The sequence below is a fragment of the Streptomyces sp. SUK 48 genome, from assembly GCF_009650765.1.
Lineage (GTDB): Bacteria > Actinomycetota > Actinomycetes > Streptomycetales > Streptomycetaceae > Streptomyces.
This window is the reverse complement of sequence record NZ_CP045740.1, coordinates 6428808-6453663: the sequence shown is the minus strand read 5'-3', so window position 1 is coordinate 6453663 and position 24856 is coordinate 6428808. Positions and strand designations below refer to the sequence as shown.

The 24856-nt window shown below is 71.8% G+C and carries 18 protein-coding genes; 10 read left to right on the top strand and 8 right to left on the bottom strand.

From position 1 onward, the window contains the following. Window positions 1-606 precede the first annotated feature (606 nt). Together GHR20_RS28585 and GHR20_RS28580 are read left to right on the top strand one after the other, a co-directional pair. Entirely contained in the window at window positions 607-1485 is an 879-nt protein-coding gene (locus GHR20_RS28585; RefSeq protein ID WP_243878410.1) for a RecB family exonuclease, read from the top strand. A 14-nt stretch (window positions 1486-1499) separates the two neighbouring features. Then, window positions 1500-2171 carry a response regulator transcription factor gene (locus GHR20_RS28580; protein WP_111585198.1) on the top strand — a complete coding sequence of 224 codons (672 nt, stop codon included), beginning with the start codon at window positions 1500-1502 and terminating at the stop codon, window positions 2169-2171. An 88-nt stretch (window positions 2172-2259) separates the two neighbouring features. Here the strand turns inward: GHR20_RS28580 and GHR20_RS28575 are convergent, their stop codons facing one another. The 3 genes from GHR20_RS28575 to metH all read right to left on the bottom strand — a co-directional run bounded on the left by GHR20_RS28575 (window position 2260) and on the right by metH (window position 8701). Then, entirely contained in the window at window positions 2260-3864 is a 1605-nt protein-coding gene (locus tag GHR20_RS28575) for an ABC transporter substrate-binding protein (protein ID WP_153814798.1), read from the bottom strand. A gap of 437 nt (window positions 3865-4301) precedes the next feature. Continuing rightward, the gene (locus GHR20_RS28570; RefSeq protein WP_111585196.1) at window positions 4302-5003 is read right to left on the bottom strand and encodes an HAD family phosphatase; all 702 of its coding nucleotides are present in this window, start codon (window positions 5001-5003) and stop codon (window positions 4302-4304) included. 182 nt (window positions 5004-5185) lie between these two features. Then, the gene (gene metH / locus GHR20_RS28565; protein ID WP_153814797.1) at window positions 5186-8701 is read right to left on the bottom strand and encodes a methionine synthase; all 3516 of its coding nucleotides are present in this window, start codon (window positions 8699-8701) and stop codon (window positions 5186-5188) included. Between the two features lie 313 nt (window positions 8702-9014). On the opposite strand from metH, the gene GHR20_RS28560 reads away from it, so the two are divergent. From GHR20_RS28560 to GHR20_RS28540, 5 genes are all read left to right on the top strand, one after another. Beyond that, window positions 9015-9779 (top strand): IclR family transcriptional regulator, encoded by a 765-nt coding sequence (locus GHR20_RS28560; RefSeq protein WP_111585194.1) that lies wholly within the window; start codon window positions 9015-9017, stop codon window positions 9777-9779. Window positions 9780-10132: 353 nt separating this feature from the next. Beyond that, window positions 10133-10924 carry an MIP/aquaporin family protein gene (locus GHR20_RS28555; protein ID WP_111585193.1) on the top strand — a complete coding sequence of 264 codons (792 nt, stop codon included), beginning with the start codon at window positions 10133-10135 and terminating at the stop codon, window positions 10922-10924. Window positions 10925-10998: 74 nt separating this feature from the next. Further along, window positions 10999-12537, top strand: a complete 1539-nt coding sequence (glpK, locus tag GHR20_RS28550; RefSeq protein ID WP_111585192.1) for a glycerol kinase GlpK — start codon at window positions 10999-11001, stop codon at window positions 12535-12537. A gap of 48 nt (window positions 12538-12585) precedes the next feature. After that, a complete protein-coding gene (locus GHR20_RS28545) occupies window positions 12586-14202 on the top strand; it encodes a glycerol-3-phosphate dehydrogenase/oxidase (protein WP_153814796.1) in 1617 nt (538 codons plus the stop codon). A 252-nt stretch (window positions 14203-14454) separates the two neighbouring features. Then, a complete protein-coding gene (locus GHR20_RS28540) occupies window positions 14455-15384 on the top strand; it encodes a PAC2 family protein (RefSeq protein ID WP_111585190.1) in 930 nt (309 codons plus the stop codon). Window positions 15385-15569: 185 nt separating this feature from the next. Here the strand turns inward: GHR20_RS28540 and mshC are convergent, their stop codons facing one another. From mshC to GHR20_RS28520, 4 genes are all read right to left on the bottom strand, one after another. Then, entirely contained in the window at window positions 15570-16799 is a 1230-nt protein-coding gene (gene mshC, locus GHR20_RS28535) for a cysteine--1-D-myo-inosityl 2-amino-2-deoxy-alpha-D-glucopyranoside ligase (protein WP_153814795.1), read from the bottom strand. A gap of 93 nt (window positions 16800-16892) precedes the next feature. Beyond that, window positions 16893-17720, bottom strand: a complete 828-nt coding sequence (locus GHR20_RS28530) for an SCO1664 family protein (protein WP_111585189.1) — start codon at window positions 17718-17720, stop codon at window positions 16893-16895. Then, entirely contained in the window at window positions 17684-18274 is a 591-nt protein-coding gene (locus GHR20_RS28525) for a DUF3090 domain-containing protein (RefSeq protein ID WP_153814794.1), read from the bottom strand. The genes GHR20_RS28530 and GHR20_RS28525 overlap by 37 nt, the downstream gene beginning before the upstream one ends. Window positions 18275-18371: 97 nt before the next feature. Then, window positions 18372-19058 carry a histidine phosphatase family protein gene (locus GHR20_RS28520; protein WP_111585187.1) on the bottom strand — a complete coding sequence of 229 codons (687 nt, stop codon included), beginning with the start codon at window positions 19056-19058 and terminating at the stop codon, window positions 18372-18374. 62 nt (window positions 19059-19120) lie between these two features. Between GHR20_RS28520 and corA the strand changes: the two genes are divergently transcribed. Beyond that, on the top strand, window positions 19121-20122 hold the full coding sequence (gene corA / locus GHR20_RS28515; protein WP_161215498.1) for a magnesium/cobalt transporter CorA: 1002 nt from the start codon (window positions 19121-19123) through the stop codon (window positions 20120-20122). Window positions 20123-20261: 139 nt separating this feature from the next. On the opposite strand, the gene GHR20_RS28510 is transcribed toward corA, so the two are convergent. After that, window positions 20262-21317 (bottom strand): LLM class F420-dependent oxidoreductase, encoded by a 1056-nt coding sequence (locus GHR20_RS28510; RefSeq protein ID WP_153814793.1) that lies wholly within the window; start codon window positions 21315-21317, stop codon window positions 20262-20264. A gap of 139 nt (window positions 21318-21456) precedes the next feature. Between GHR20_RS28510 and GHR20_RS28505 the strand changes: the two genes are divergently transcribed. Beyond that, complete coding sequence (locus tag GHR20_RS28505; RefSeq protein ID WP_111585184.1) at window positions 21457-22440, top strand: aldo/keto reductase; 984 nt, start codon at window positions 21457-21459, stop codon at window positions 22438-22440. Continuing rightward, a complete protein-coding gene (locus GHR20_RS28500; RefSeq protein ID WP_153814792.1) occupies window positions 22437-24851 on the top strand; it encodes an ATP-dependent RecD-like DNA helicase in 2415 nt (804 codons plus the stop codon). The genes GHR20_RS28505 and GHR20_RS28500 overlap by 4 nt, the downstream gene beginning before the upstream one ends. Window positions 24852-24856 lie beyond the last annotated feature (5 nt).

Here is a 24856-nt window from a genome sequence, read left to right as displayed (position 1 = left end):
GCTGCCCGCTCGCGCCGCTCACGTCCACGGTGTCCCCTCGTTCGAAGCGTCTTCCGCGCCTCTTGGGGCGGAAGGGTCTCTGATCGATGGTATGCGGCCGTGGTGGCACGTTTCGCCCCGGCACCCCTCGCCCCGGCACCCCTGGTGTTCGCCCCGTGGCCGGGCGCCCGGTCCGGGCCGCAACTGGGTCACTGTCAGTGGTGGGCCGTATGGTCTGTGGACATGGACACCAGCTTCGAGGAGGCGGGAGCCGCAGCGAGCGGTCCCGAGCCGACGGATCCGCCGGCGGCGGGCGCGACGACCGGCGCCGTGGCGACGGACACCGTGGCCCCGGACGCCATGGCGCCCCGCGCCGTGGTGCCCCCGGCGCCCGCCCCCGTGGCCGTACCGAGCCCCTCGGCCGCGCCGGACGCCGTAGCCGCGCCGAGCCCCTCGGCCACCGAAGCAGCCGGGACCGCCGAAACCGCGCAGACCGCGGGGACCACCGAGGCCGCCGGGCTCGCCGAGGCTGCCGTGACCGCTGAGGCCACCCGGACCGGCGCGGCCGCCGGATCCGCCGTGCCCGCCGCCGGTGCCCCCGCCGGAGCCGTCGCCGCCCCTGCCGCGGTGCCCGCGGCGCGCGTCCCCCGCCCGGCCTCCGCCCCCGCCTCGCTGTCCCCCTCCCGCGCCGGTGACTTCATGCAGTGCCCGCTGCTGTACCGGTTCCGGGTGATCGACCGGCTGCCGGAGAAGCCGAGCGAGGCGGCGACGCGGGGCACGCTGGTGCACGCGGTGCTGGAGCGGCTGTTCGACGCGCCCGCCGGGGAGCGGACCGCGCCGCGGGCCAGGGCGCTGGTGCCGGGCCAGTGGGACCGGCTGCGCGAGAGCCGCCCGGAGCTGGCGGAGCTGTTCGCGGACGATCCGGACGGGCAGCGGCTGGCGCGCTGGCTGGGCGAGGCGGAGCGGCTGGTGGAGCGCTGGTTCACGCTGGAGGACCCGACCCGGCTGGAGCCCGCCGAGCGGGAGCTGTTCGTGGAGGCGGAGCTGGAGTCGGGGCCCCGGCTGCGCGGCATCATCGACCGGGTGGACGTGGCGCCGACCGGCGAGGTGCGGATCGTCGACTACAAGACGGGCAAGGCGCCGCGGCCGGAGTACGCCGAGGGCGCGCTGTTCCAGATGAAGTTCTACGCGCTGGTGGTGTGGCGGTTGAAGGGCGTCGTGCCGCGCCGGCTGCAGCTGGTGTACCTCGGCAGCGGCGAGGTGCGGACGTACGATCCGGTGCTCGCCGATCTGGAGCGGGTGGAGCGCAGGCTGCGCGCGCTGTGGGACGCGATCCGGGAGGCCACGGAGAGCGGTGACTGGCGGCCGCGGCCGACGAAGCTGTGCGGCTGGTGCGATCACCAGGCGCACTGCCCGGAGTTCGGGGGCACTCCCCCGCCGTATCCGCTGCCGGTGAGGGCGCGGGAGTCGGGCGGTGTGCCGCAGGGCAGAATGGGCGCGGACTAGCGAAGGAGTGTCACGTGGCCATCCGCGTCCTACTGGTCGACGACCAGCCCCTGCTGCGTACGGGATTCCGGATGATCCTGGAGGCCGAGCAGGATCTCGCGGTCGTGGGCGAGGCCGGTGACGGCCTGCAGGCTCTCGATCAGGTGCGGGCCCTCCAGCCGGATGTCGTGCTGATGGACATCCGTATGCCGCGGATGGACGGGGTCGAGGCGACCCGGCAGATCAGCGGTCCGGAGCGGAACGGCCCGGCGAAGGTGCTGGTGCTGACGACCTTCGACCTGGACGAGTACGTGGTGGAGGCGCTGCGCGCCGGTGCCAGCGGTTTCCTGCTCAAGGACGCGCCCGCGGACGAGCTGGTGCAGGCGATCCGGGTGGTGGCGGGCGGTGAGGCGATGCTGGCGCCGAGCATCACGCGCCGGCTGCTGGACAAGTACGCGACGCATCTGCCCTCGGGCGAGGACCCGGTTCCGGACACCCTGCACACGCTCACGGACCGTGAGGTGGAGGTGCTGAAGCTGGTGGCGCGGGGGCTGTCCAACGCGGAGATCGCGGCCGATCTGTTCGTCAGCGAGACGACCGTCAAGACGCATGTCGGGCATGTGCTGACCAAGCTGGGTCTGCGGGACCGGGTGCAGGCTGCGGTGTACGCGTACGAGAGCGGTCTGGTGCGTCCCGGCGCGCAGTAGGCGGCCGGGAGGCCCGTTCGGTACGACGGCGAAGGGCGCCCCTCTCCCTGTGCGGAGAGGGGCGCCCTTCATCGCTGCTGTCGGCGTGTCAGCCGCTCACACCCCGGCCGAGCTCCCAGAGCTGGAGCGTGGAGGAGGAGTTGACGGCGTAGGAGACGCCGGTGATGTCGTCGCGGGCGGCGATGTACTGCTTGCCCTGCCACAGCGGGAGGACCGGGACGTCCTCGGCGACGTCGTCCTGGATCTTGGTCAGGCTGTCCGCGGCGGAGAGGCGGTTGGCTTCGCGGCGGGACTGCGGGATCAGGTTCCGCTGGATGTCGCTGTTGGAGTACGGCGAGCCGAGGAAGTTGTCCTTGTCGAGGAACGGCGCGAGGAAGTTGTCGGCGTCGGGGAAGTCGGGGAACCAGCCCATGCCGTAGACGTCGTACTGACCCTTCTCCTCGGCGGGGCGGAAGGCGTCCCAGGGGTGGCCCTGGATGGTGACGTCGAACAGGCCGCTGTCGTTGAGCTGCTTCTGGAGGACCTCGAACTCCTGCTTGGTGGCCGTGCCGTAGTGGTCGGTCGTGTAGTGCAGGGTCAGCTTCACCGGGGTGGTGATGCCGGCCTTGGCGAGGAGGTTCTTGGCCTTGGCGGCGCTGGGGTTGCCGTACTTGTTGAAGAACGAGTTGGAGTGCCCGGTGACGGTGGCGGGGACCAGCGAGTACAGCGGCTCGGCCTCGGTGCCGTAGACCTTGGAGACCAGTTCGCCGCGGTTGATGAGCTGGGCCATGGCCTGGCGTACGGCCTTGGACTTCACCGTGGGGGCGTTGGTGTTGAAGGCGAGGTAGCGGATCTCGAGGCCCGGCATGTCGACGAGGTCGACGTTGTCGTCGCTGCCGGAGTCCAGCTTCTGGATCTGGGCAGGCGACATGGTGCGGGTCATGACGTCGATGTCGCCCTTGTCGATGGCGGCGCCCATGGCGTCGGCATCGGCGAAGGAGCGGACCACGACCTTGTTGTTGTTCACCGTCTGGGCCCCCTTGTAGTGGGGGTTCTTGGTGAACGTCACGCTGTCGATCGCGTTGTTCTTGACCTCGGCCTGGAAGGTGTACGGGCCGGAGCCGTCCAGGTGGAAGCCGTCGCGCAGGGAGCCCTTGGGGTAGTCCTTGGGGTCGAGGATGCCCGCGACCGGGGTGGACAGCTTGTAGGGGAAGGTGGCGTCGGCCGTCTTGAGGTGGAAGACGACCTCGCGGTCGCCCTGCGTCTCGATGGTGTCGATGGTGTTCAGCAGCGAGGAGACACCGCTGTCGGCCTTGAGGTGCAGGGCGCGTTCGATGGAGAACTTGACGTCCTGGGCGGTCACCGGGTCGCCGTTGGCGAACGTGAGGCCCTCGCGGAGCTTGCAGGCGTAGCGCTCGCTGCCGCTGTCGGTGAAGCCGCAGCTTTCGGCGGCGTCCGGGACCGGGTCGCCCTCGCCCTTGGGCTCGGCCATGAGGGTCTGGACGGTCTGCCGCAGGAGGTTCCAGCTGCCGACGTCGTAGGCGTAGGCCGGGTCGACGGGCGCGGGGGCGTCCTTGGTGACGGTGAACCGGTCCGTGGTGCCGACGACGATGGCGTCGCCGCCCTTGCTCCCGCTGCCCGATCCGCCGCACGCGGCGAGGACCGGGGTGAGCAGGCCGGCCACCGCCGGCAGCACCAAAGTCTTGCGGTTCATGCGGGGGTTTCTCCAGAGCTGTTCGGGTCCGTGTTTCCGGCGCGCATGGGTGGCGCGCGGCGGGGCACGGGGGTTTCTTCGGTGATGTTCTCGCGTCGAGATTAGTCCGCGCCCCGTGGGGCGTTCACAGCCGCGTGAGTTGACTCTTCATCACGCTGTGAAACCGGGTGTGGACACACCGAAAACCCGACAGTGGCAGGATTAGTGCAGCGTCTCACCAATCGGGACACAAGGAACCGCCGTTCCCGGTCGAACCGGGTCGGTCTGCACACTCGTCACCTCTTGTCGAGGGGTCCCGGGGTGGCGAACGTCACAACTTCAACTGGGCGGGCCGGCGGTCGAATTCGGCCGTGTGGGCATGCCGTGAATTTCTCTGGACGTGCTTCCGCGGTTATTCGAGGCGGGCGGTCAATGGCCTTTGCACGCTGGGTGAACGGCTAGGGCATTTCCGTCATCAGGCCGTGCAGAAATGCGAGGTCGACGTGTTCCAGGGAGGGGACGACGGTGCGTCGTTCGGCCGGGCCGATGGGGGCGAGGGAGGGTACGGCGACGACGCGGCAGCCGGCGGCCTCGGCGGCGGCGACGCCGGTGGAGGTGTCCTCGACGACGGCGCACCGGGCGGGGTGGGCGCCGAGTCCGGCGGCGGCGAGGAGGTAGGGGTCGGGGAAGGGCTTGGTGCGGCTGACCTCGTCGCCGGCGATGGACAGGGCGAAGTGGTGCGGGCCGAGGACGGCGAGGACGCGGTCGATGATGCGCCGGTGGGAGGCGGAGACCAGGGCGGTGGGGATGCGGTGCTGGTGCAGTTCGGCGAGCAGCCGGGCGGCGCCGGGTTTGAGGGGCAGGCCGGTGCTGATGCGGGCCTCGAAGCCGTCGTTGAGCAGGACGCTGAGTTCGGCGAGGGTGATGTCGGCGCCGGTGGCTTCGATGAGGAAGCCGGCGCTGCGGGTCATCGGGCCGCCGACCACGATGTGCTTCCAGGAGTCGTCCAGGGTGTGGCCGAGGGCGGCGAAGACCTCCTCCTCGACGTCCCACCAGAAGCCCTCGGTGTCCACCAGGGTGCCGTCCATGTCGAGGAGGACCGCTTGCAGGGCGGAACCTTCGGCCGAACGGGTTCCGAGCGCGGGGACCGTGCTGGTCATCCGGGCGCACCTCCTTGAGGGACGTTCAGGCCGGTTCCCGTGCGGGGAACCGGCCTGCGGTGGACCGACCAGTGTACGACGCGGCGCGGCGAAGCGCTTCGTTTATCGCCGGTGGCCGGGGTATCCCGGAGAACACCCCCGGCGGGCCCGGAGGACGCTTCCTGATGCCCTTGGCATATGCCTCAGCGGGCGTTGAAGTACTTCGCCTCCGGGTGGTGGATCACGATGGCGTCCGTGGACTGCTCGGGGTGCAGCTGGAACTCCTCGGAGAGGTGGACGCCGATCCGCTCGGGCTCCAGCAGGGCCGCGATCTTGCCGCGGTCCTCCAGGTCCGGGCAGGCGCCGTAGCCGAGGGAGAAGCGGGCGCCGCGGTACTTCAGGGCGAACATGTCCTCGATGTCGGCGGGGTCCTCGCCGCCGAAGCCGAGTTCGGTGCGCACGCGGGCGTGCCAGTACTCGGCGAGGGCCTCGGCCAGCTGGACGGACAGGCCGTGGAGTTCGAGGTAGTCGCGGTAGGCGTTGGCCTCGAACAGCTTGGCCGTCTCCTCGCCGATGCGGGAGCCGACGGTGACGACCTGGAAGCCGACGACGTCCGTCTCGCCGGATTCCTCCGGGCGGAAGAAGTCGGCGAGGCACAGGCGGCGGCCGCGGCGCTGGCGCGGGAAGGTGAACCGGGTGCGTTCGTTGCCCTGTTCGTCCAGGACGATGAGGTCGTCGTCCTTGGAGACGCAGGGGAAGTAGCCGTAGACCACGGCCGCTTCGAGCAGGTTCTCCGTCTGGAGCCGGTCCAGGAGCCCGCGCAGCCGGGGCCGGCCCTCGGTCTCGACCAGTTCCTCGTACGACGGTCCCTCGCCGGTGCGGACCTGCTTCAGCCCCCACTGGCCCTTGAAGAGGGCGCCCTCGTCCAGCCAGGAGGCGTACTCCTTGAGCTGGATGCCCTTGATGACGCGGGTGCCCCGGAACGGCGGGGCGGGTACCGGGTTGGTGGTGGAGACGTCGGAGCGGACGTGGCCCTCCTCCGGGCGTTCGGTCACCTCGACGGGGGCCGTGGCGCGGACCCGGCGTTGCTTGAGTTCGGGGAGTTTGGCGCCGGGGACGCCGCGCTTGACGCCGATGAGGGCGTCCATCAGGCGCAGGCCCTCGAAGGCGTCGCGGGCGTAGCGGACCTCGCCCTGGTAGATCTCGTGGAGGTCCTGTTCGACGTAGGCGCGGGTGAGGGCGGCGCCGCCGAGGATGACGGGGTAGGTGCCGGCCAGGTCGCGCTGGTTGAGCTCCTCCAGGTTCTCCTTCATGATCACCGTGGACTTCACCAGCAGCCCGGACATGCCGATCACGTCGGCGCGGTGTTCCTCGGCGGCCTCCAGGATCGCGGAGACGGGCTGCTTGATGCCCAGGTTGACCACGTTGTAGCCGTTGTTCGACAGGATGATGTCGACGAGGTTCTTGCCGATGTCGTGGACGTCGCCGCGCACCGTGGCCAGCACGATGGTGCCCTTGCCGTCGGCGTCCGACTTCTCCATGTGGGGTTCGAGGTGGGCGACCGCGGCCTTCATCACCTCGGCGGACTGGAGCACGAACGGCAGCTGCATCTGGCCCGAGCCGAACAGCTCGCCGACGACCTTCATCCCGTCCAGCAGCGTCTCGTTGACGATGTCCAGGGCGGGACGGTCCTGGAGCGCGGTGTCCAGATCGGCCTCCAGGCCGTTGCGTTCACCGTCGATGATCCGCCGCTTGAGGCGCTCCTCCAGCGGCAGCGCGGCCAGTTCCTCGGCCCTGCCCGCCTTCAGCGACTTGGCGGTGGCGCCCTCGAACAGCTGCATGAGCTTCTGGAGGGGGTCGTAGCCTTCGGCGCGCCGGTCGTGGATCAGGTCGAGCGCCGTCTGCACCTCCTCCTCGGTGAAACGCGCGATGGGGAGGATCTTCGAGGCGTGCACGATGGCCGAGTCCAGGCCCGCCTTGACGCACTCGTCCAGGAACACGCTGTTGAGCAGGATGCGGGCGGCCGGGTTGAGGCCGAAGGAGATGTTCGACAGGCCCAGCGTGGTCTGCACGTCCGGATGCCGCTTCTTCAGCTCGCGGATCGCCCCGATCGTCGCGATGCCGTCCTTGCGGGACTCCTCCTGGCCGGTGCAGATGGTGAAGGTCAGGGTGTCGATCAGGATGTCCGACTCGAGGATGCCCCAGTTGCCGGTCAGGTCCGCGATCAGCCGCTCGGCGATCGCGACCTTGTTCTCGACGGTACGGGCCTGGCCCTCCTCGTCGATCGTCAGCGCGATCAGCGCGGCGCCGTGGCGGCGGGCGAGGTCGGTGACCTTCGCGAAGCGGGACTCGGGCCCGTCGCCGTCCTCGTAGTTCACCGAGTTGATCACCGCGCGGCCGCCCAGGCGCTCCAGACCGGCCTCGATGACGTTCACCTCGGTGGAGTCCAGCACGATCGGCAGGGTCGAGGCCGTCGCGAGGCGCCCGGCGAGTTCCGCCATGTCGGCGACGCCGTCCCGGCCGACGTAGTCCACGCACAGGTCGAGCATGTGCGCGCCCTCGCGGATCTGCTCCCGGGCCATCTCCACGCAGTCGTCCCAGCGGGCCTCCAGCATCGCCTCGCGGAACTTCTTCGACCCGTTCGCGTTCGTCCGCTCGCCGATCGCCAGGTAGGAGGTGTCCTGGCGGAACGGCACCGACTGGTACAGGGACGCGGCCCCCGGCTCCGGGCGCGGGTCGCGGGCCGGCGGGGTCAGGCCCCGCACGCGCTCCACGACCTGGCGCAGGTGTTCGGGGGTCGTACCGCAGCAGCCGCCGACGAGCGAGAGGCCGTACTCGCGGACGAACGTCTCCTGGGCGTCGGCCAGCTCGGGGGCGGTCAGCGGGTAGTGGGCGCCGTTCTTGCCGAGGACGGGCAGGCCCGCGTTGGGCATGCAGGACAGCGGGATGCGCGCGTTGCGGGCGAGATAGCGCAGGTGCTCGCTCATCTCGGCCGGGCCGGTGGCGCAGTTCAGGCCGATCATGTCGATGCCGAGCGGTTCGAGCGCGGTGAGGGCCGCGCCGATCTCGGAGCCCAGCAGCATGGTGCCGGTGGTCTCGACGGTGACCGAGACGATCACCGGGACGTCCAGGCCGAGCGCGGCCAGGGCGCTGCGGGCGCCGATGACGGATGCCTTGGTCTGGAGGAGGTCCTGGGTGGTCTCCACGAGGAGCGCGTCGGCGCCGCCCTCGATCAGTCCCTCGGCGTTCGCCTGGTAGGCGTCGCGCAGCGTGGGGTAGGGCGCGTGGCCGAGGGTGGGCAGCTTGGTGCCGGGGCCCATGGAGCCGAGGACCCAGCGGGGGCGGCCGTCGCGGGCGGTGAAGGCGTCGGCGCTCTCGCGGGCGACGCGGGCGCCGGCCTCGGAGAGTTCGTGGACGCGGTCGGAGATGTCGTACTCGCCGAGGGCGGAGTGGTTGGCGCCGAAGGTGTTGGTCTCGACGCAGTCGACGCCGACGGCGAAGTACTCCTCGTGGACCGAGCGGACGATGTCGGGGCGGGTGAGATTGAGGATCTCGTTGCAGCCCTCGAGCTGCTGGAAGTCGTCCAGGGTCGGGTCCTGGGCCTGGAGCATGGTGCCCATGGCTCCGTCGGCGACCACCACGCGGGTGGCGAGCGCCTCTCGGAGCGCGGACGCACGGGTCCGGCTGTCGGCGATAGGGGACGTTGGCAACGAGGCCATGTAAGGGCTCCCTGAAGGTGCGACGGCTGTCGGCTATGCGGTGCCCCACGTCAGGCGGGAGGGCCGCACGGCGCCAGACTAACCGGGAGTGGGCTTGGATGGGCACAGGCGTCCACGAGACGGACGCGGATGGCCCCGGCGCCACACGCGGGCCACGTGTGAGGTAACAGGTGTCGACCGACCATTAGCGGGAGGTCGACATGGACCGGTAGTGTTCGACATTGCCGAACGGTGGTAGCGAAGCGCAGGGAGTCGGCGGCGCTTCGCCCACAGATGTGTTTCGGCAGTCGAAGGGGACGGAGGCAGGACGGCGATGGCACGGAACATCCAGTCGCTCGAACGCGCGGCCGCGATGCTGCGGCTGCTCGCGGGCGGCGAGCGACGGCTCGGGCTGTCGGACATCGCCTCCTCGCTCGGCCTCGCCAAGGGCACCGCGCACGGCATCCTGCGCACCCTCCAGCAGGAGGGCTTCGTGGAGCAGGACGACGCCTCGGGCCGCTATCAGCTGGGCGCGGAGCTGCTGCGCCTTGGCACCACCTATCTGGACGTCCACGAGCTGCGGGCGCGCGCCCTGGTGTGGACGGACGATCTGGCCCGCTCCAGCGGGGAGAGCGTGCACCTGGGGGTCCTGCACCAGCAGGGCGTGCTGATCGTGCACCACGTCTTCCGGCCCGACGACAGCCGGCAGGTGCTGGAGATCGGGGCCATGCAGCCCCTGCACTGCACGGCGCTGGGCAAGGTGCTGTCGGCGTACGACCCGGTGGCGCACAGCGAGGCGCTGGAGGCGGAGCGCAAGGCGTTCACGGACCGCACGGTGTGCGGCGCGGCGGAGTTCGAGCACATCCTCGACCTCACCCGCGCGCGGGGCTACGCGGCCGACGTGGAGGAGACGTGGGAGGGCGTGGCCTCGATCGCCGCGCCGGTCCACGACCGCCGCCGGATGCCCGTGGGCGCCGTCGGCATCACGGGTGCGGTGGAGCGGCTGTGCCGGGACGGCGAGCTGCGGCCCGAGCTGATCGCCGCGGTGCGCGACTGCGCCCGTGCGGTCTCCAGGGACCTGGGCGCCGGGCGGTTCTGAGGGTCCCCGAGGGATCACGCTCTGTCGTGGGTATGGCCGGGACGCCGGGCGGCGTTCCGGCTCTCGGCCTACCCTGAAGTGGACAAAGCGGGGCTAAAACTACATAGCGTAGCGAAGAGTGATAGTCGTCGGCGATCAATAACGATCCGGTTTTCGATAAGAGAACTCTTGACGCACGCGTAACACCGAAGCGAGACTCCCGTCCATCGGTCGGCATTGTCGAACACCTATCGGTAATACGCGTTAGAGTGTGACAACGCCAAGGGCCGGTATCGCTCTCACCCCGAGGGCACCAGAACCCCCGGTGGGACCGGGGTTCGCTCACCCCTGGACGAAGGACAAAGGAGTCGCGGGTGTCCAGCTCCGACATCTTCATCGGCGAGACCCTCGGTACCGCCATACTCATCCTGCTCGGCGGCGGCGTCTGTGCCGCCGTCACGCTGAAGGCATCCAAGGCGCGTAACGCCGGCTGGGTCGCCATCGCCTTCGGGTGGGGCTTCGCGGTCATGACGGCCGTCTACATCTCCGCGCCGCTCTCCGGCGCCCATCTGAACCCGGCCGTCACCGTCGCCCTGGCCATCAAGAACAGCGACTGGAGCAACGTTCCGTACTACCTCGGCGGCCAGCTCCTCGGCGCCATGATCGGTGCGGTCCTGGTGTGGCTCGCCTACTACGGGCAGTTCCACGCGCACCTGACCGACAAGGAGATCGTCGGCGGTCCGGGCGCGCAGGACACGACGACCAAGGCGGTCGAGGCCCAGGAGCAGGGCGCCGGCCCGGTACTCGGCATCTTCTCCACCGGTCCGGAGATCCGGAACGTGGTGCAGAACCTCGTCACGGAGATCATCGGCACCATCGTGCTGATCCTCGCGGTCCTCACGCAGGGCCTGAACAACAATGGCAACGGCCTCGGCGCGCTCGGCGGTCTGATCACCGCCTTCGTGGTGGTGGCCATCGGCCTGTCCCTCGGCGGCCCGACGGGCTACGCGATCAACCCGGCCCGTGACCTCGGTCCGCGCATCGTGCACGCCCTGCTGCCGCTGCCCAACAAGGGCGGCTCCGACTGGAGCTACGCCTGGATCCCGGTGGTCGGCCCGCTGATCGGTGCCGCCATCGCGGCGGGTATCTACAACGTCGCCTTCTGACGAAACCCCCACAGGGAATTCGCGCACGCGCCGTACGTTCAGCCCCTCAACCACGGACCTTTCAGGAGCACACAGTGACCGACGCCCACACCGCAGGCCCCTTCATCGCGGCGATCGACCAGGGCACCACCTCCTCGCGCTGCATCATCTTCGACCGGGACGGCCGCATCGTCTCCGTCGACCAGAAGGAGCACGAGCAGATCTTCCCGAAGCCGGGCTGGGTCGAGCACAACGCCAACGAGATCTGGACCAACGTCCAGGAGGTCGTCGCCGGAGCCGTCGAGAAGGCCGGCATCACCCGCGACGACATCAAGGCCATCGGCATCACCAACCAGCGCGAGACCACCGTGCTGTGGGACAAGAACACCGGTGAGCCGGTCCACAACGCCATCGTCTGGCAGGACACCCGCACCGACGGCCTCTGCCGGGAGCTGGGCCGCAACGTCGGCCAGGACCGCTTCCGCCGCGAGACCGGCCTGCCGCTGGCCTCCTACTTCGCCGGCCCCAAGGCCCGCTGGCTGCTCGACAACGTCGAGGGCCTCAAGGAGCGCGCCGCCGCCGGGGACATCCTCTTCGGCACCATGGACACCTGGGTCATCTGGAACCTGACCGGCGGTGTGAACGGCGGCCGGCACGTCACCGACGTCACCAACGCCTCGCGCACCATGCTCATGAACCTGCACACGATGCGGTGGGACGAGAAGATCGCCGAGTCGATCGGCGTGCCGCTGAACATCCTGCCCGAGATCCGCTCCTCCGCCGAGGTCTACGGCGAGGTCACCGGCGGCAAGCTCGGCGACCTGCTGGGCGGCATCCCGGTCGCCTCCGCGCTCGGCGACCAGCAGGCGGCCCTGTTCGGCCAGACCTGTTTCTCCGAGGGCGAGACCAAGTCGACCTACGGCACCGGCACCTTCATGGTGATGAACACCGGCGACAAGATCATCAACTCGTACGCCGGTCTGCTGACCACCGTCGGCTACAAGATCGGCGAGCAGCCCACGATCTACGCCCTGGAGGGCTCGATCGCCGTCACCGGTTCGCTGGTGCAGTGGATGCGCGACCAGATGGGCCTGATCTCCACCGCCGCCGAGATCGAGACGCTCGCGCTCTCGGTCGAGGACAACGGCGGCGCCTACTTCGTGCCGGCCTTCTCCGGCCTGTTCGCCCCGCACTGGCGCTCCGACGCCCGCGGTGTGATCGCCGGTCTGACCCGGTACGTCACCAAGGCGCACCTCGCGCGCGCCGTCCTGGAGGCCACCGCCTGGCAGACCCGGGAGATCGCCGACGCCATGGTGAAGGACTCCGGCGACGAGCTGGTGGCCCTGAAGGTCGACGGCGGCATGACCTCCAACAACCTGCTGATGCAGACGCTCGCCGACGTCCTGGACGCGCCCGTGGTGCGCCCGATGGTCGCCGAGACCACCTGCCTCGGCGCCGCCTACGCCGCCGGCCTCGCCGTCGGCTTCTGGTCCAGCACCGACGAGCTGCGCGCCAACTGGCGCCGGGCCGCCGAGTGGACCCCCCAGATGGACGCGGACACCCGCGACCGTGAGTACAAGAACTGGCTCAAGGCCGTCGACCGGACCATGGGCTGGATCGAGGACGAGAACTGAGCGGCCTCTCTCGGCTCAGACCGCTCTGACGAGGAGTAAGTACCCCACATGACCAGTCAGTCCACCCTGCAGTCCGTGCCTGCCCTGGGAACGCGCCCGGCCTCCGGCTCCAACCCGAGTCGCGCCGAGACCAGGGACCAGCTCTCCAAGGCGTCGTACGACCTTCTTGTGATCGGCGGCGGCATCCTGGGCATCTCCACCGCCTGGCACGCCGCGCAGTCCGGGCTCAGGGTGGCGCTGGTCGATGCCGGCGACTTCGCCGGTGCCACGTCCTCCGCCTCCTCCAAGCTGCTCCACGGCGGTCTGCGCTACCTCCAGACCGGCGCGGTGAAGCTGGTGGCGGAGAACCACTTCGAGCGCCGTGCGGTGTCCCGTCAGGTGGCCCCCCACCTGGCGAACCCGCTGACCTTCTACCTCCCCGTGTACAAGGGCGGCCCGCACGGCGCGGCGAAGCTCGGCGCGGGCGTCTTCGCCTACTCGGCGCTGTCCGCGTTCGGCGACGGCGTCGGCCACCTGCTCTCCCCCGCCAAGGCGGCGCAGGACGTGCCCGAGCTGCGTACCGAGAACCTCAAGGCCGTGGCCGTGTACGGCGACGACCAGATGAACGACGCGCGCATGGCGCTGATGACGGTCCGCGCGGCCGTCGAGGCGGGCGCGGTCGTCCTGAACCACGCCGAGGTCACCGGCCTGCGCTTCACCCGCGGCCGGGTGACGGGCGCGGAGCTGAAGGACCGCACCTCCGGTGACGAGTTCGGTGTCGACGCCCGTCTGGTGCTGAACGCGACCGGCCCCTGGGTCGACCACCTGCGCACGATGGAGGACCCGAACGCGGCGCCGTCCATCCGGCTGTCCAAGGGCGCGCACCTGGTCCTGAAGCGGACCTCGCCGTGGAAGGCCGCGCTGGCCACCCCGATCGACAAGTACCGGATCACCTTCGCCCTCCCGTGGGAGGACATGCTGCTGCTCGGCACCACCGACGAGGAGTACGAGGGCGACCCGGCCGATGTTTCGGTCAACGACAAGGACATAGCCCAGATCCTGGACGAGGCGGCGTTCTCCGTCCGGGACCAGCAGCTGGAGAAGGACCTGATCACGTACGCGTTCGCGGGTCTGCGGGTACTGCCGGGCGGTCCCGGTGACACCGCGAAGGCCAAGCGCGAGACGGTGGTGACCGAGGGCAAGGGGGGCATGCTGTCCGTCGCGGGCGGCAAGTGGACCACCTTCCGCCACATCGGCCGTACGATCATGAAGAAGCTGGAGGCGCTGCCGGGCCACCCGCTGGGCGACGACTTCGAGCCGATCTCCTCGCTGCCGAAGAAGCTCCCGCTGCCCGGTGTCGCCAACCCGCGCGCGGTCGCGCACCGGCTGCTGGTGGACGGTCCGGCGCCCGGCCCGCGGATGGCCGCCGACACCGCCAAGCACCTGGCCACCCACTACGGCTCGCTGGCCTTCGACATCGCCCGTATGGCGAACGAGGACCCGGAGCTGGCGCGGCGGGTGCACCCGGACGCGCCGGAGATCTGGGCGCAGGTCGTGTGGGCCCGTGACCACGAGTGGGCCGAGACGGCGGACGACGTGCTGCGCCGCCGTACCACGCTGACCATCCGCGGCCTGGCCACGGACGAGGTCCGCGCGAAGGTCCAGGGTCTGCTCGACGAGAAGTAGTCCCGGCCGGACAGCGACACCGGGGAAGGGGCGGCGCCGTACGCGACGGGCCGCCCCTTCCGCGCGCACGCGCGCCCGTGTGCGCGGGTCCCGGGCCCGGGTCAGGGCTTTATCAGGGGCGCGAGGGGTGTTCGAGCGGGGAGCGCGGGGCAGTGATCCGTTCACTGCCCCCGACAAGGGGACTGCGGACGCCCTTGCGGGACGCCGTAAGGTTGGTGGGTCAAGCGAGGGCACGTCGGAAGGAGGCACTGGGTGATCGAGCTGGAGGGGGTTCCCGAGCTGATCGACCCAGTCATGGTGGCCGCGTTCGAGGGCTGGAACGATGCCGGTGACGCCGCCTCCACGGCGGTCGCGCATCTGGAACGCGAGTTCAAGGGCGAGGTGTTCGCGGCGCTGGACGCCGAGGACTACTACGACTTCCAGGTGAACCGGCCGACGGTGTTCATGGAGGACGGGGTGCGCAAGATCACCTGGCCGACGACCCGGCTCTCGGTGGTCCGCGTCGGCGGTGACAAGCCGCGCGATCTGGTGCTCGTGCGGGGCATCGAGCCGTCCATGCGCTGGCGTTCGTTCTGCAACGAGCTGCTCGGCTTCGCGCACGAACTGGGCGTGGAGCTGGTGGTCGTCCTGGGCGCGCTGCTCGGCGACACCCCGCACACACGTCCGGTACCGGTCAGCGGGGTCACCTCGGACACCGATCTGGCGCAGCGGATGGACCTGGAGGAGACGAAGTACGAGGGCCCGACGGGCATCGTCGGGGTCCTCCAGGAGGCGTGCACGCATGCCGGGGTGCCGGCGGTGTCGCTGTGGGCGGCGGTGCCGCACTACGTCTCCCAGCCGCCCAACCCGAAGGCCACGCTGGCGCTGCTGAACCGGCTGGAGGATCTGCTGGACCTGCGGATCCCGCAGGGCGAGCTGCCGGAGGACGCGCGGGCCTGGCAGGTGGGCGTGGACCAGCTGGCCGCGGAGGACAGCGAGGTCGCGGAGTACGTCCAGACGCTGGAGGAGGCCCGCGACACCGCGGAGCTGCCGGAGGCGTCCGGCGAGGCGATCGCGCGGGAGTTCGAGCGGTATCTGCGGCGGCGGGACACGCCGGGCGGCAAGGCACGGCCGCCGAGGCCCGATGCGGATGCCTCCGGCGGTTCGGCCGGGGACGACGAGGGTGACGGGTCGGAGGACTGAGGTAGGCCGAAGGGGCGGTCCCGGGTTGGGGGCCGCCCCTTCTTTTTGTCGTCGGTGCTTGTCGCAGATGCCTGTCGGCGATGCGCTACGGGGTGCCGCGCGATGCCGGCCGGGCGTCCGCGGGACCGTCGTGGTCGATCGCGCGGTTCCCCGCGCCCCTTCGGGGGCGCGGGGGTCGGCGGTGGCTACAGGGCAACGCCCAGGAGGGCGTCCACCGCCCTGCTCACCAGGCCCGGGGCGCCCGTGTCCGTGCCGCCCTCGGAGTTCTGGCGGTCGGCCCAGCGGTCCACCGCCATCAGGGCGGTGGGGGCGTCCAGGTCGTGGGAGAGGGCCTCGCGGATCTCCTCGACCAGGGCGTCGGCACCGGGCCCGTCGGGGCGGGAGACGGCGGCGCGCCAGCGGTCGAGGCGGTCGACGGCGTCCTGGAGGACCTGGTCGGTCCACTCCCAGTCGGCCCGGTAGTGGTGGGCCAGCAGGGCGAGGCGGATCGCGGCCGGGTCGACGCCGTCCCGGCGGACCTGGGAGACGAAGACCAGGTTGCCCTTGGACTTGGACATCTTCTCGCCGTCCAGGGCGACCATGCCGGCGTGCACGTACGCCTTGGCCATCGGGAACTCGCCGGTGAGCACCTGGGCGTGCGAGGCGCCCATCTCGTGGTGCGGGAAGGCGAGGTCGGAGCCGCCGCCCTGGACGTCGAAGCCCATGCCCAGGTGGTCGAGGGCGATGGCCACGCACTCGATGTGCCAGCCGGGCCGGCCGGGGCCGAGGGAGGCGCCGTCCCAGCTGGGCTCGCCTTCACGGGCCGCCATCCACAGCATCGGGTCGACCGGGTTCTTCTTGCCCGGGCGGTCCGGGTCGCCGCCGCGCTCGGCGGACAGCAGCCGCATGGCGGTCGCGTCGAGGTGCGAGACCGAGCCGAAGTGCGGGTCGGACTCGACGGAGAAGTAGATGTCGCCTTCCAGCTCGTAGGCCGCGCCGAGGTCGCGCAGCCGCTCCACGAGCGGGACGATGCCGGGTATGGCCTCGACGGCGCCTATGTAGTGCTGCGGCGGGAGCATCCGCAGGGCGGTCATGTCCTCGCGGAAGAGGGAGGTCTCCTTCTCGGCGAGAGCGACCCAGTCGACGCCGTCGCGCTCCGCGCGCTCCAGGAGGGGGTCGTCGACGTCGGTGACGTTCTGGACGTAGTGGACCTGCCGCTTGGTGTCGAGCCACACGCGCTGGACGAGGTCGAACGCGTTGTAGGTCGCCGCGTGACCCATGTGGGTCGCGTCGTACGGGGTGATGCCGCAGACGTAGATGCGGGCGACGGGACCGGGCTGGAGGGTGACCAGGCCGCCGGTCGCGGTGTTGTGGATCCTCAGGTCGCGGCCCTGACCAGGCAGGGCGGGGACCTCGGAAGCGGGCCAGGCATGCATGTACATGAGCCTAACCGGCCGCGCGTCGCGCACACGACCGGGATCGGGTCCGATGGCCTGTTGCGCGCTCTTGTATCTTCGGTCGCGCTGTGCTCACACGGGCGGCCAGGGGATCGCCGGCCAGTCCCCGCCGGGTTCGGGGTGCACCCCGGAGGCGAGGAGGGCGGCGACGCGGGCCCGGGTGGCGTCCAGTTCCGCGGCGGTGATCAGCGGGGCCAGGCGTGCGCCCAGGTCGCCGTCCAGGGCGTCGCCGAGCCGTTTGAGGACCCCGACGGCCTCGGCGGTGAGGGGTTCGCCCGCCCAGCCCCACAGCAGGGTGCGCAGTTTGTCCTCGGCGTTGAAGGTGACGCCGTGGTCGATGCCGTAGAGCCGGCCGTCGGCCGTGGGCAGCAGATGGCCGCCCTTGCGGTCGGCGTTGTTGATCACGGCGTCCAGGACGGCGAGGCGACGGAGCCGCTCGTCGTCGGCGTGCACCAGCAACGCGGTGCGCCCCTCACCGACCTCGGCGAGGCCGATGGCCTTCCAGCCGGGCTCGGGTTCCTCGCCGTCGACCAGGGCGAGGAGTTCGGGCTCCGGGGAAACCTCGATCCACAGCTGGCACATGCCCTCGCCGTAGGGGCCGTCGCGCAGCACCGTGGGCGGGACGAGGCCCCAGCCGGTGGCCTCGGAGACCTCGTAGGCGGCGACCTCCCGGGCGGCGAGGGTGCCGTCGGGGAAGTCCCACAGGGGGCGCTCCCCCGCCACCGGCTTGTAGACGCAGCCGGCTTCCCGGCCGTCCTGGGCGACGGTGCAGAACAGGGCGGCGTTCGAGGCGTCGCGGATGCGGCCGCGCACGGTCAGCTCACCGCGGGCGAGCAGTTCGGCGGCGCCCGGGTCGGCGGCGGTCACGCCCCGCGGCGGTATCCGTTCTGGCGCGGGCATACGTGTCCTTCCGGGTCGAGCGGGAGGCTGCACAGCGGGCACGGCGGCCGCCCGGCGTTGACGACGTCGAGGGCGCGCTTGGCGAAGGCACGGGCCTGCGTGCCGGTCAGCCGGACCCGCAGCATCGGGGGCCCGTTCTCCTCGTCTTGGAGCAGCCGCTCCTCGGCCTCGGCGAGGTCCTCCTCGGTGTCGGCGTCCAGCTCCACCAGGGCCTGCGCCTCCACGACCATGCGCTGTTCCTCGGCGTCCCAGGCCAGGGCCATGGTGCCGACCCGGAACTCCTCCTCGACGGGGGTCTCCAGCGGCGCGGTGTCGGAGATCTCGTTGGGCGCCATGGCCGGGACGGAGGCACTGCCGCCGCTGCGGCGCACCACCTCGTCCAGGAGTTCGTCCATGCGCTCGGCGAGCGCGGCGACCTGGGTCTTCTCCAGGACCACGCTGGTCACCCGGGGGCCCGCCATGGCCTGGAGGAAGAACGTACGGCGTCCGGGCAGTCCGACCGTGCCGGCCACGAAGCGGTCCGGCGGATCGTAGAGGAACACCTGACGGGACACGTCCTGTCTCCATGGGGTCGAGAGTTTCGGCGGTGCGGGTGCGGGCCGCTGCGGATACGCGACGGCGCGGATCGCTTCACCCTACTGCGGGCGACGATCACGGTGCGCCCGCACCGCCCCCGACCGGTGCGTCGCCGTCGGGGTGCTCCTCGCGCGGGGCGAGCGAGGCGAGATCGCCGGTGTCGCCGAGGCGGACGAGGAAGGGGCGCAGCCGGGTGTAGCGGATCGCGGTGACGGAACACGGCTCCACGGAGATCCGCTGGAAGAGATCGAGGTGGAGGCCGAGGGCCTCGGCGACCAGGGATTTGATGATGTCGCCGTGGGAGCACATCAGGTAGGTGGCGTCCGCGCCGTGGTCGCGTTCGACACGGGCGTTCCACTCGCGGACGGCCTCGGCGGCGCGGGTCTGCATGGCGCGCATGGACTCCCCGCCGGGGAAGGCGGCGGCGGAGGGGTGGGCCTGGACGACCTCCATCAGCGGCTCGTCCTTGAGTTCGGCGAGCTTGCGGCCGGACCAGTCGCCGTAGTGGCACTCCCCGATCCGGTCGTCGGTGTGGGGGGTCAGGCCGGGGCGGGCCGCGAGCAGCGGGGCCAGGGTCTCCTGGCAGCGCTGGAGCGGGCTGGTGACGATCTCGGCCAGCGGCAGGGCGGCGAGCCGGGCGGGCAGGGCGGCGGCCTGGGCGGTGCCCCGCTCGTCCAGGGAGACCCCCGGCGTCCAGCCGGCGAGCACGCCGGAGGTGTTGGCGGTGGAACGTCCGTGCCTTACGAGGATCAGCGTGGGCATGCGGACCAGGGTAGGCGCATCAGGTGATGCGCCGGTGATCTCGTGAAGGGAGAATGCGCTCCGTGATCGTCGACTGTGCCATCTACCGGCATGGAAAGCGGACCGAAGGTCCGGAGGATCTGTCCGACGCGCTCGCCGAGGCGCGGGCGGCCGGCGGGTTCGTGTGGATCGGGCTGTACGAGCCGTCCGAGCGGGAGTTCGACCTGGTGACCCAGGAGTTCGGGCTGCACCCGCTGGCGGTGGAGGACGCCCTCAAGGCTCATCAGCGGCCCAAACTGGAGGTCTACGAGGATTCGCTGTTCGTGGTGCTGAAACCGGTCGCCTACGAGCAGGAGAGCGACACGGTCTCGGCGGGCGAGGTGATGGTCTTCGTCGGCGACTGCTTCGTGGTGACGGTGCGGCACGGCGAGGCGTCACCGCTCGCGGCGGTGCGGCACCGCCTGGAGGAGGAGCCGGAGATGCTCGACAAGGGGCCCACCTCGGTGCTGTACGCGATCGCCGACGCCATCGTGGACCGCTACCTGGAGGTGGCGACCGAGCTGCAGACGGACCTGGAGGAGGTGGAGGCGGAGGTGTTCCGGCCCGAAGGGGGCGGCGCGCGCAACACCGCCTCGCGGATCTACGGCTTCAAGCGGCAGATCGTGGAGTTCCGCCGGGCGACCGGGCCGTTGACGGTGCCGCTGAACCGGCTGGCGGGCACGGGGCCGCTCGGCTCGGGCAGCGGGGTGCCGTACGTGCACGAGGAGGCGCGGCCGTTCTTCCGGGACGTCGGCGACCACCTCGCCCGGGTGAACGAGTCGGTGGAGGGCCTGGACCGGCTGGTGTCGGACGTGCTGTCGGCGCATCTCGCGCAGACGAGCGTGCGGCAGAACGACGACATGCGGAAGATCTCCGCCTGGGCGGCGATGGCGGCGGTACCCACGATGATCGCCGGGATCTACGGCATGAACTTCGACCACATGCCCGAGCTGCACTGGCTGTGGTCGTACCCGGTGGTGATCGTGGTGATGGCGCTGCTGGAGGTGGTCCTGTACCGGCTGTTCAAGCGGCGTGAGTGGCTGTGAGACGGTTCGGCCGCGGGGGCGCTCCGGAAGGAAGGGGCCGGGGAGTCGTAACCGCTCGCCGCCGGGCGCGTTGTTCCCCGTGACGGCCGTGGCGGGGAGGACCCCCGAGCCCCCACCACGGCCGTGGAAGACTTCCGGCTCAGGCGAGCCCGGCGCGCTCCAGGGCCTCGGTACCGGCGCGCAGGGAGGCGAGCCGCTCCTCCAGGGTGAACCCGGCGGGCGCGAGGCTGAGGGTGGTGACACCGGCCTCGGCGTACGCCTTCATGCGGTCCGCGATGCGGTCGACGGAGCCCAGCAGCGTGGTCTTGTCGATGAGGTCCTGCGGGATCGCGGCGGCCGCGCCCTGCTTGTCCCCGGACAGGTACTTCTCCTGGATCTCGGCGGCCTCGCGCTCGTACCCCATGCGCTGCGCGAGCTTGTTGTAGAAGTTCTGCTTGGCGCTGCCCATGCCGCCGACGTACAGCGCGGTGTAGGGGCGGAAGGTGTCGGCGAGCGCGGCCACGTCCTTGTCGTCGCCGACGGCCAGCGGCAGGGTCGGGCACACGTCGAACCCGTCGAGGGTCTTGGCCGCCTTCTGCCGGCCCGCGCGCAGATGCGTGAGGGTGGTCTCCTCCAGGTGCTCGGCCGCGGGGAAGATCAGCAGGGCGCCGTCGGCGATCTCGCCGGTCTGCTCCAGGTTCTTCGGGCCGATCGCCGCGATGTACAGCGGGATGTGCTCGCGCTTGGGGTGCACGGTCAGCTTGATGGGCTTGCCGGGGCCGCCGGGCAGCGGCAGCGTCCAGTGCTCGCCCTCGTACGACAGCCGCTCACGGGTCATCGCCTTGCGGACGATCTCCACGTACTCGCGGGTGCGGGCCAGCGGCTTGTCGAACCTGACGCCGTACCAGCCCTCGGAGACCTGCGGCCCGGAGACGCCGAGACCGAGCCGGAAGCGGCCGCCGGAGAGGGTGTCCAGGGTGGCCGCGGTCATCGCGGTCATCGCGGGCTGGCGGGCCGGGATCTGGAAGATGGCCGAGCCGACGTCGATGCGCTCGGTCTGGGCGGCGACCCAGCTGAGCACGGTGGCCGCGTCGGAGCCGTACGCCTCCGCCGCCCAGCACACGGCGTAGCCCAGCCGGTCGGCCTCCTGGGCCACGGCCAGATTGTCGCCGTCCATTCCCGCACCCCAGTAGCCGAGGTTGAGTCCGAGTTGCATGGCCGATTCCCCTTACCCATGAGTAACGTCCCTGTGGCGCAGACCTTAGCGCGGGGACGCGGGCGGCGCCCCGCGCGGGCCCGCGTGAGTTGTCCACAGGCTTCCCACCCCACTCGTTCCGGCCAGTAATCTCGCGGTCATGGAGCAGAGGCATCTCGGCCGTACCGGCCTGCGTGTGTCCCGGATCGGACTCGGCACCCTCACCTGGGGCCGGGACACCGAGGAGCATGACGCCGCGGACATGCTCAAGGCGTTCTGGGAGGCCGGCGGCACCCTCGTCGACACCGCGGACGTGTACGGCGGCGGGGAGGCGGAGTATCTGCTCGGGCGGCTGATGGAACGGCTCGTACCGCGCCGCGACCTGGTCCTCTCCACGAAGGCGGGCAGCGTCGCGGACCCCGGGCGCCGCTTCGACGGCTCCCGCGGCCACCTGCTCGCCGCGCTGGACGCCTCGCTGGTCCGCCTGGGCACGGACCATGTGGACCTGTGGCACATCCACGCGTACGACCCCGGGACCCCGCTGGAGGAGACGCTCCAGGCCCTGGACATAGCGGTGGCCAGCGGCCGGGCCCGGTACGCGGGCGTGTCCAACTTCTGCGGCTGGCAGCTCGCCAAGGCCGCCACCTGGCAGCTCGCGGCGCCGGGCACCCGCACCCGGCTGGCCAGCACGCAGATGGAGTACTCGCTGCTCCAGCGGGGCGTGGAGCGCGAGGTGCTGCCCGCCGCGCTGGACCTGGGCGTGGGCCTGCTGCCCTCCTCGCCGCTCGGCCGGGGCGTGCTGACCGGGAAGTACCGGCACGGCACGCCCGCGGACTCGCGCGGCGCGTCCGAGCATCTGGCGCCGTTCGTGGAGCCGTATCTGGACGACACGGCGACGCGCATCGTGGACGCGGTGACGACGGCCGCCGACGGGCTCGCGGTCACCCCGCTCCAGGTGGCGCTCGCCTGGGTCCGCGACCGCCCCGGCGTCACCGCCCCGATCGTCGGCGCGCGCACCGCGCAGCAGCTCACGGCGGCGTTGTCAGTGGAGGCGCTTAGTCTTCCTGACGAGATCTGCCGGGCGCTGGACGATGTGTCGGCGCCCTTGCACCGCTATCCCGATCACGACTGGAGCACGCTGTGAGCACGGAACCGGAGACCACGGAGGAAACGGGGCCGGGGACGCCGGAGACGCCGCGGGCGCAGGGAGCGCCGGGTGCGTCGGATACTCCGGACGCGTCGGGCGGGACGGCCGGGGACTCCGGGGCGGCCGGGGGCGGTCTCGCGGCGGACGAGGGTGACGGCGACGGCGCGTCCGCGGTGTCCGAGGTGGCCGGGGCATCCGAGACCTCCGGGGTGTCCGAGACGTCTGAGACATCCGAAACATCTGAGACGTCCGAGGTGGAGGGCGGCGGCGCGGGCGAGGCGGCGTCGGAGTCGGCGGAGTCGGCGGAGTCGGCGGAGTCGGCGGCCGATGGTGCCGGGAAGCCGGAGTTGTCCGAGGCGGCGGCCGAGTTGGCGGCGCAGCGGGTGGAGCGGGAACGGATCGAGCGGCGCAGGGCGGAGCGGGCGGGGCCGGTCGAGAGCGGCGCCAAGCTGAGCGGGACGGCGGCCGATCTGCTGGCCGCGGTGCGGGCGGTGGAGGGCGGCGGGAAGCCGGCGTCCACGGTCTTCGCGGAGCCCTCGCGGCCCGCGCCCGAGCGAGCGCCCGAGCCGGGCCCCGCGGCCACCCCGGCCGCCCCGGTCCGCCCGGTACCCGAGCCGGAGCCGAGGCGTCAGGAGCAACCCACCCCTGCCCCCGCTCCCGCGCCGGCCGGGCCCTCACCGCGGACGGTGGAGGCCGTACGGCGGGTGCTCGCGGAGGGTGGTGCCCCGGAGGCGCTGGGGCAGCAGGCCGCCGCGGTGCTCGGCGAGGGTGCCGCAGACCTGCTGCGGGAGGACCCCTGGCAGTTGCTGCGGGTCCCCGGGGTGCGCCCCGAGCAGGCGGACGGTTTCGCGCGGGCGCTGCTCGGCGCCGAGTGCGGGCCGCAGGACGAGCGGCGAGGCCGGGCGGTGACGGTCTGGCTGCTGGAGCAGGCGGCCCTCGCCGGGCACACCGCCCTGGAGCTGCCCTCGCTCACCGCGGCCCTGGCCCAGCGGGGCGTGCCGGACCCGGACGAGGCCGTGCAGAGCGCTCTGGCCGAGGGCGAGGCGCTGGTGTTCGAGGACGCCCTGGAGGAGGCGGGCGCCCCGGCCACGCGGGCGGCGGACGACGAGGAGGGGGAGGAGGCGGAGCGCCCGGTGCGGGTGCTCATCGCCCTGGAGCGGTACGCCATGGCCGAGGAGAGCCTCGCCGACGGCCTGGCCCGGCTGATCAACTCCCCGGCCCAGGAAGCCGGGGAGACCTGGGCGCCGGTCGTCGCGGCGCTGTCGGGCGGCGCCGCCGAGCTGGCCCGCGCGGTCGCCGGGCACGGCCTGGTCCTGCACACCGGCGGCGACGCCTCCCGCGCCGAACCGGCGGCACTGCTCGGCGCCGCCCGGGACGCGGGCCTGCGGACCCTGGCCGTGTGCCACACCCCCGACGGCCGCGACCGTCTCGCCGCGCTGCCACCGGTGCGAGGGGCGGGCGCGGGCACGGTCGCCGGGCTGCTGGCCGGGGCCGAGGGGCCGGGCCGGGACGGGGACGGAGCGCTGGAGCTGGACCTGCTGATCGTGCTGGACGCGCCCCAACTGGACGTGGAGAGCGCGGCGATGCTGGTGGAGTCGCTGCCCGACGGGGCGCGGCTGGTGCTCAGCGGGGATCCGGCGCTGCTGTGGTCGGCCGGTCCGGGACGGGTCTTCGCCGACCTGCTCGCGGCCCGCGCCTGCCCCCAGATCGCCTCCCGGCTGCCCGACCCCGGTCCGATCGGCGAGCTGGTCTCCGGGATCGGCATCGGCGAGCTGAACCAGGTCGAGGCGCCCGGCAAGGAGGTCGTGATCGTGCCGGTGCGGGACGCGGGCGAGGCCGTGCACCGCACTGTGCAGCTGGTCGCGGACTCGGTGCCGCGGGCCTTCGGGGTGCCCGTCGAGGGCACGGTGGTGATCACGCCGGGCCATGGCGGCGCGGCCGGTACCCGGGCCCTCAACTCCGCCCTGAAGGAGCGCCTCAACCCCGGCCCCGGCCGGTTCGGCGGCTTCGACCCCGGCGACCGGATCGCCTACTCCCCCGCCCCCGGCCGGACCCTGCCGGGCACGGTGGTGAGGGCCGACGCCGAGGGGCTGCACCTGTCCTGCGCGGGCGCCCCCGTGGTCGTACCGCGGGAGCGGGTCGAGGCGTGGGTGCGGCACGGGTGGGCGCTGACCGCGCACCAGGCGGTGGGCGGTCGCTGGCCCGCGGCGGTCGTGGTGCTGCCCGGCGACGCCGCCCAGGCGCTGAGCAGGCCGTGGGTGTACACGGCGTTCGGCCGGGGCGAGCGGCATCTCTCCGTGGTCCACGGCGTCGAGGGGGCCCTTCCGCAGGCGGTCGCGGAGATCCCGGCCAAGCCCCGTACGACCCGGCTGGCGACCCTGCTGCGCCCGCAGCCGCCGACGGACTGAGGGCC

Excerpts from the sequence above, each read along its gene's own strand:
- GHR20_RS28575 (WP_153814798.1), bottom strand. The coding sequence starts at position 3,864 with ATGAACCGCAAGACTTTGGTGCTGCCGGCGGTGGCCGGCCTGCTCACC.
- GHR20_RS28570 (WP_111585196.1), bottom strand. The coding sequence starts at position 5,003 with ATGACCAGCACGGTCCCCGCGCTCGGAACCCGTTCGGCCGAAGGTTCC.
- metH (WP_153814797.1), bottom strand. The coding sequence starts at position 8,701 with ATGGCCTCGTTGCCAACGTCCCCTATCGCCGACAGCCGGACCCGTGCG.
- GHR20_RS28560 (WP_111585194.1), top strand. The coding sequence starts at position 9,015 with ATGGCACGGAACATCCAGTCGCTCGAACGCGCGGCCGCGATGCTGCGG.
- GHR20_RS28545 (WP_153814796.1), top strand. The coding sequence starts at position 12,586 with ATGACCAGTCAGTCCACCCTGCAGTCCGTGCCTGCCCTGGGAACGCGC.
- mshC (WP_153814795.1), bottom strand. The coding sequence starts at position 16,799 with ATGCATGCCTGGCCCGCTTCCGAGGTCCCCGCCCTGCCTGGTCAGGGC.
- GHR20_RS28530 (WP_111585189.1), bottom strand. The coding sequence starts at position 17,720 with ATGCCCGCGCCAGAACGGATACCGCCGCGGGGCGTGACCGCCGCCGAC.
- GHR20_RS28520 (WP_111585187.1), bottom strand. The coding sequence starts at position 19,058 with ATGCCCACGCTGATCCTCGTAAGGCACGGACGTTCCACCGCCAACACC.
- GHR20_RS28510 (WP_153814793.1), bottom strand. The coding sequence starts at position 21,317 with ATGCAACTCGGACTCAACCTCGGCTACTGGGGTGCGGGAATGGACGGC.
- GHR20_RS28505 (WP_111585184.1), top strand. The coding sequence starts at position 21,457 with ATGGAGCAGAGGCATCTCGGCCGTACCGGCCTGCGTGTGTCCCGGATC.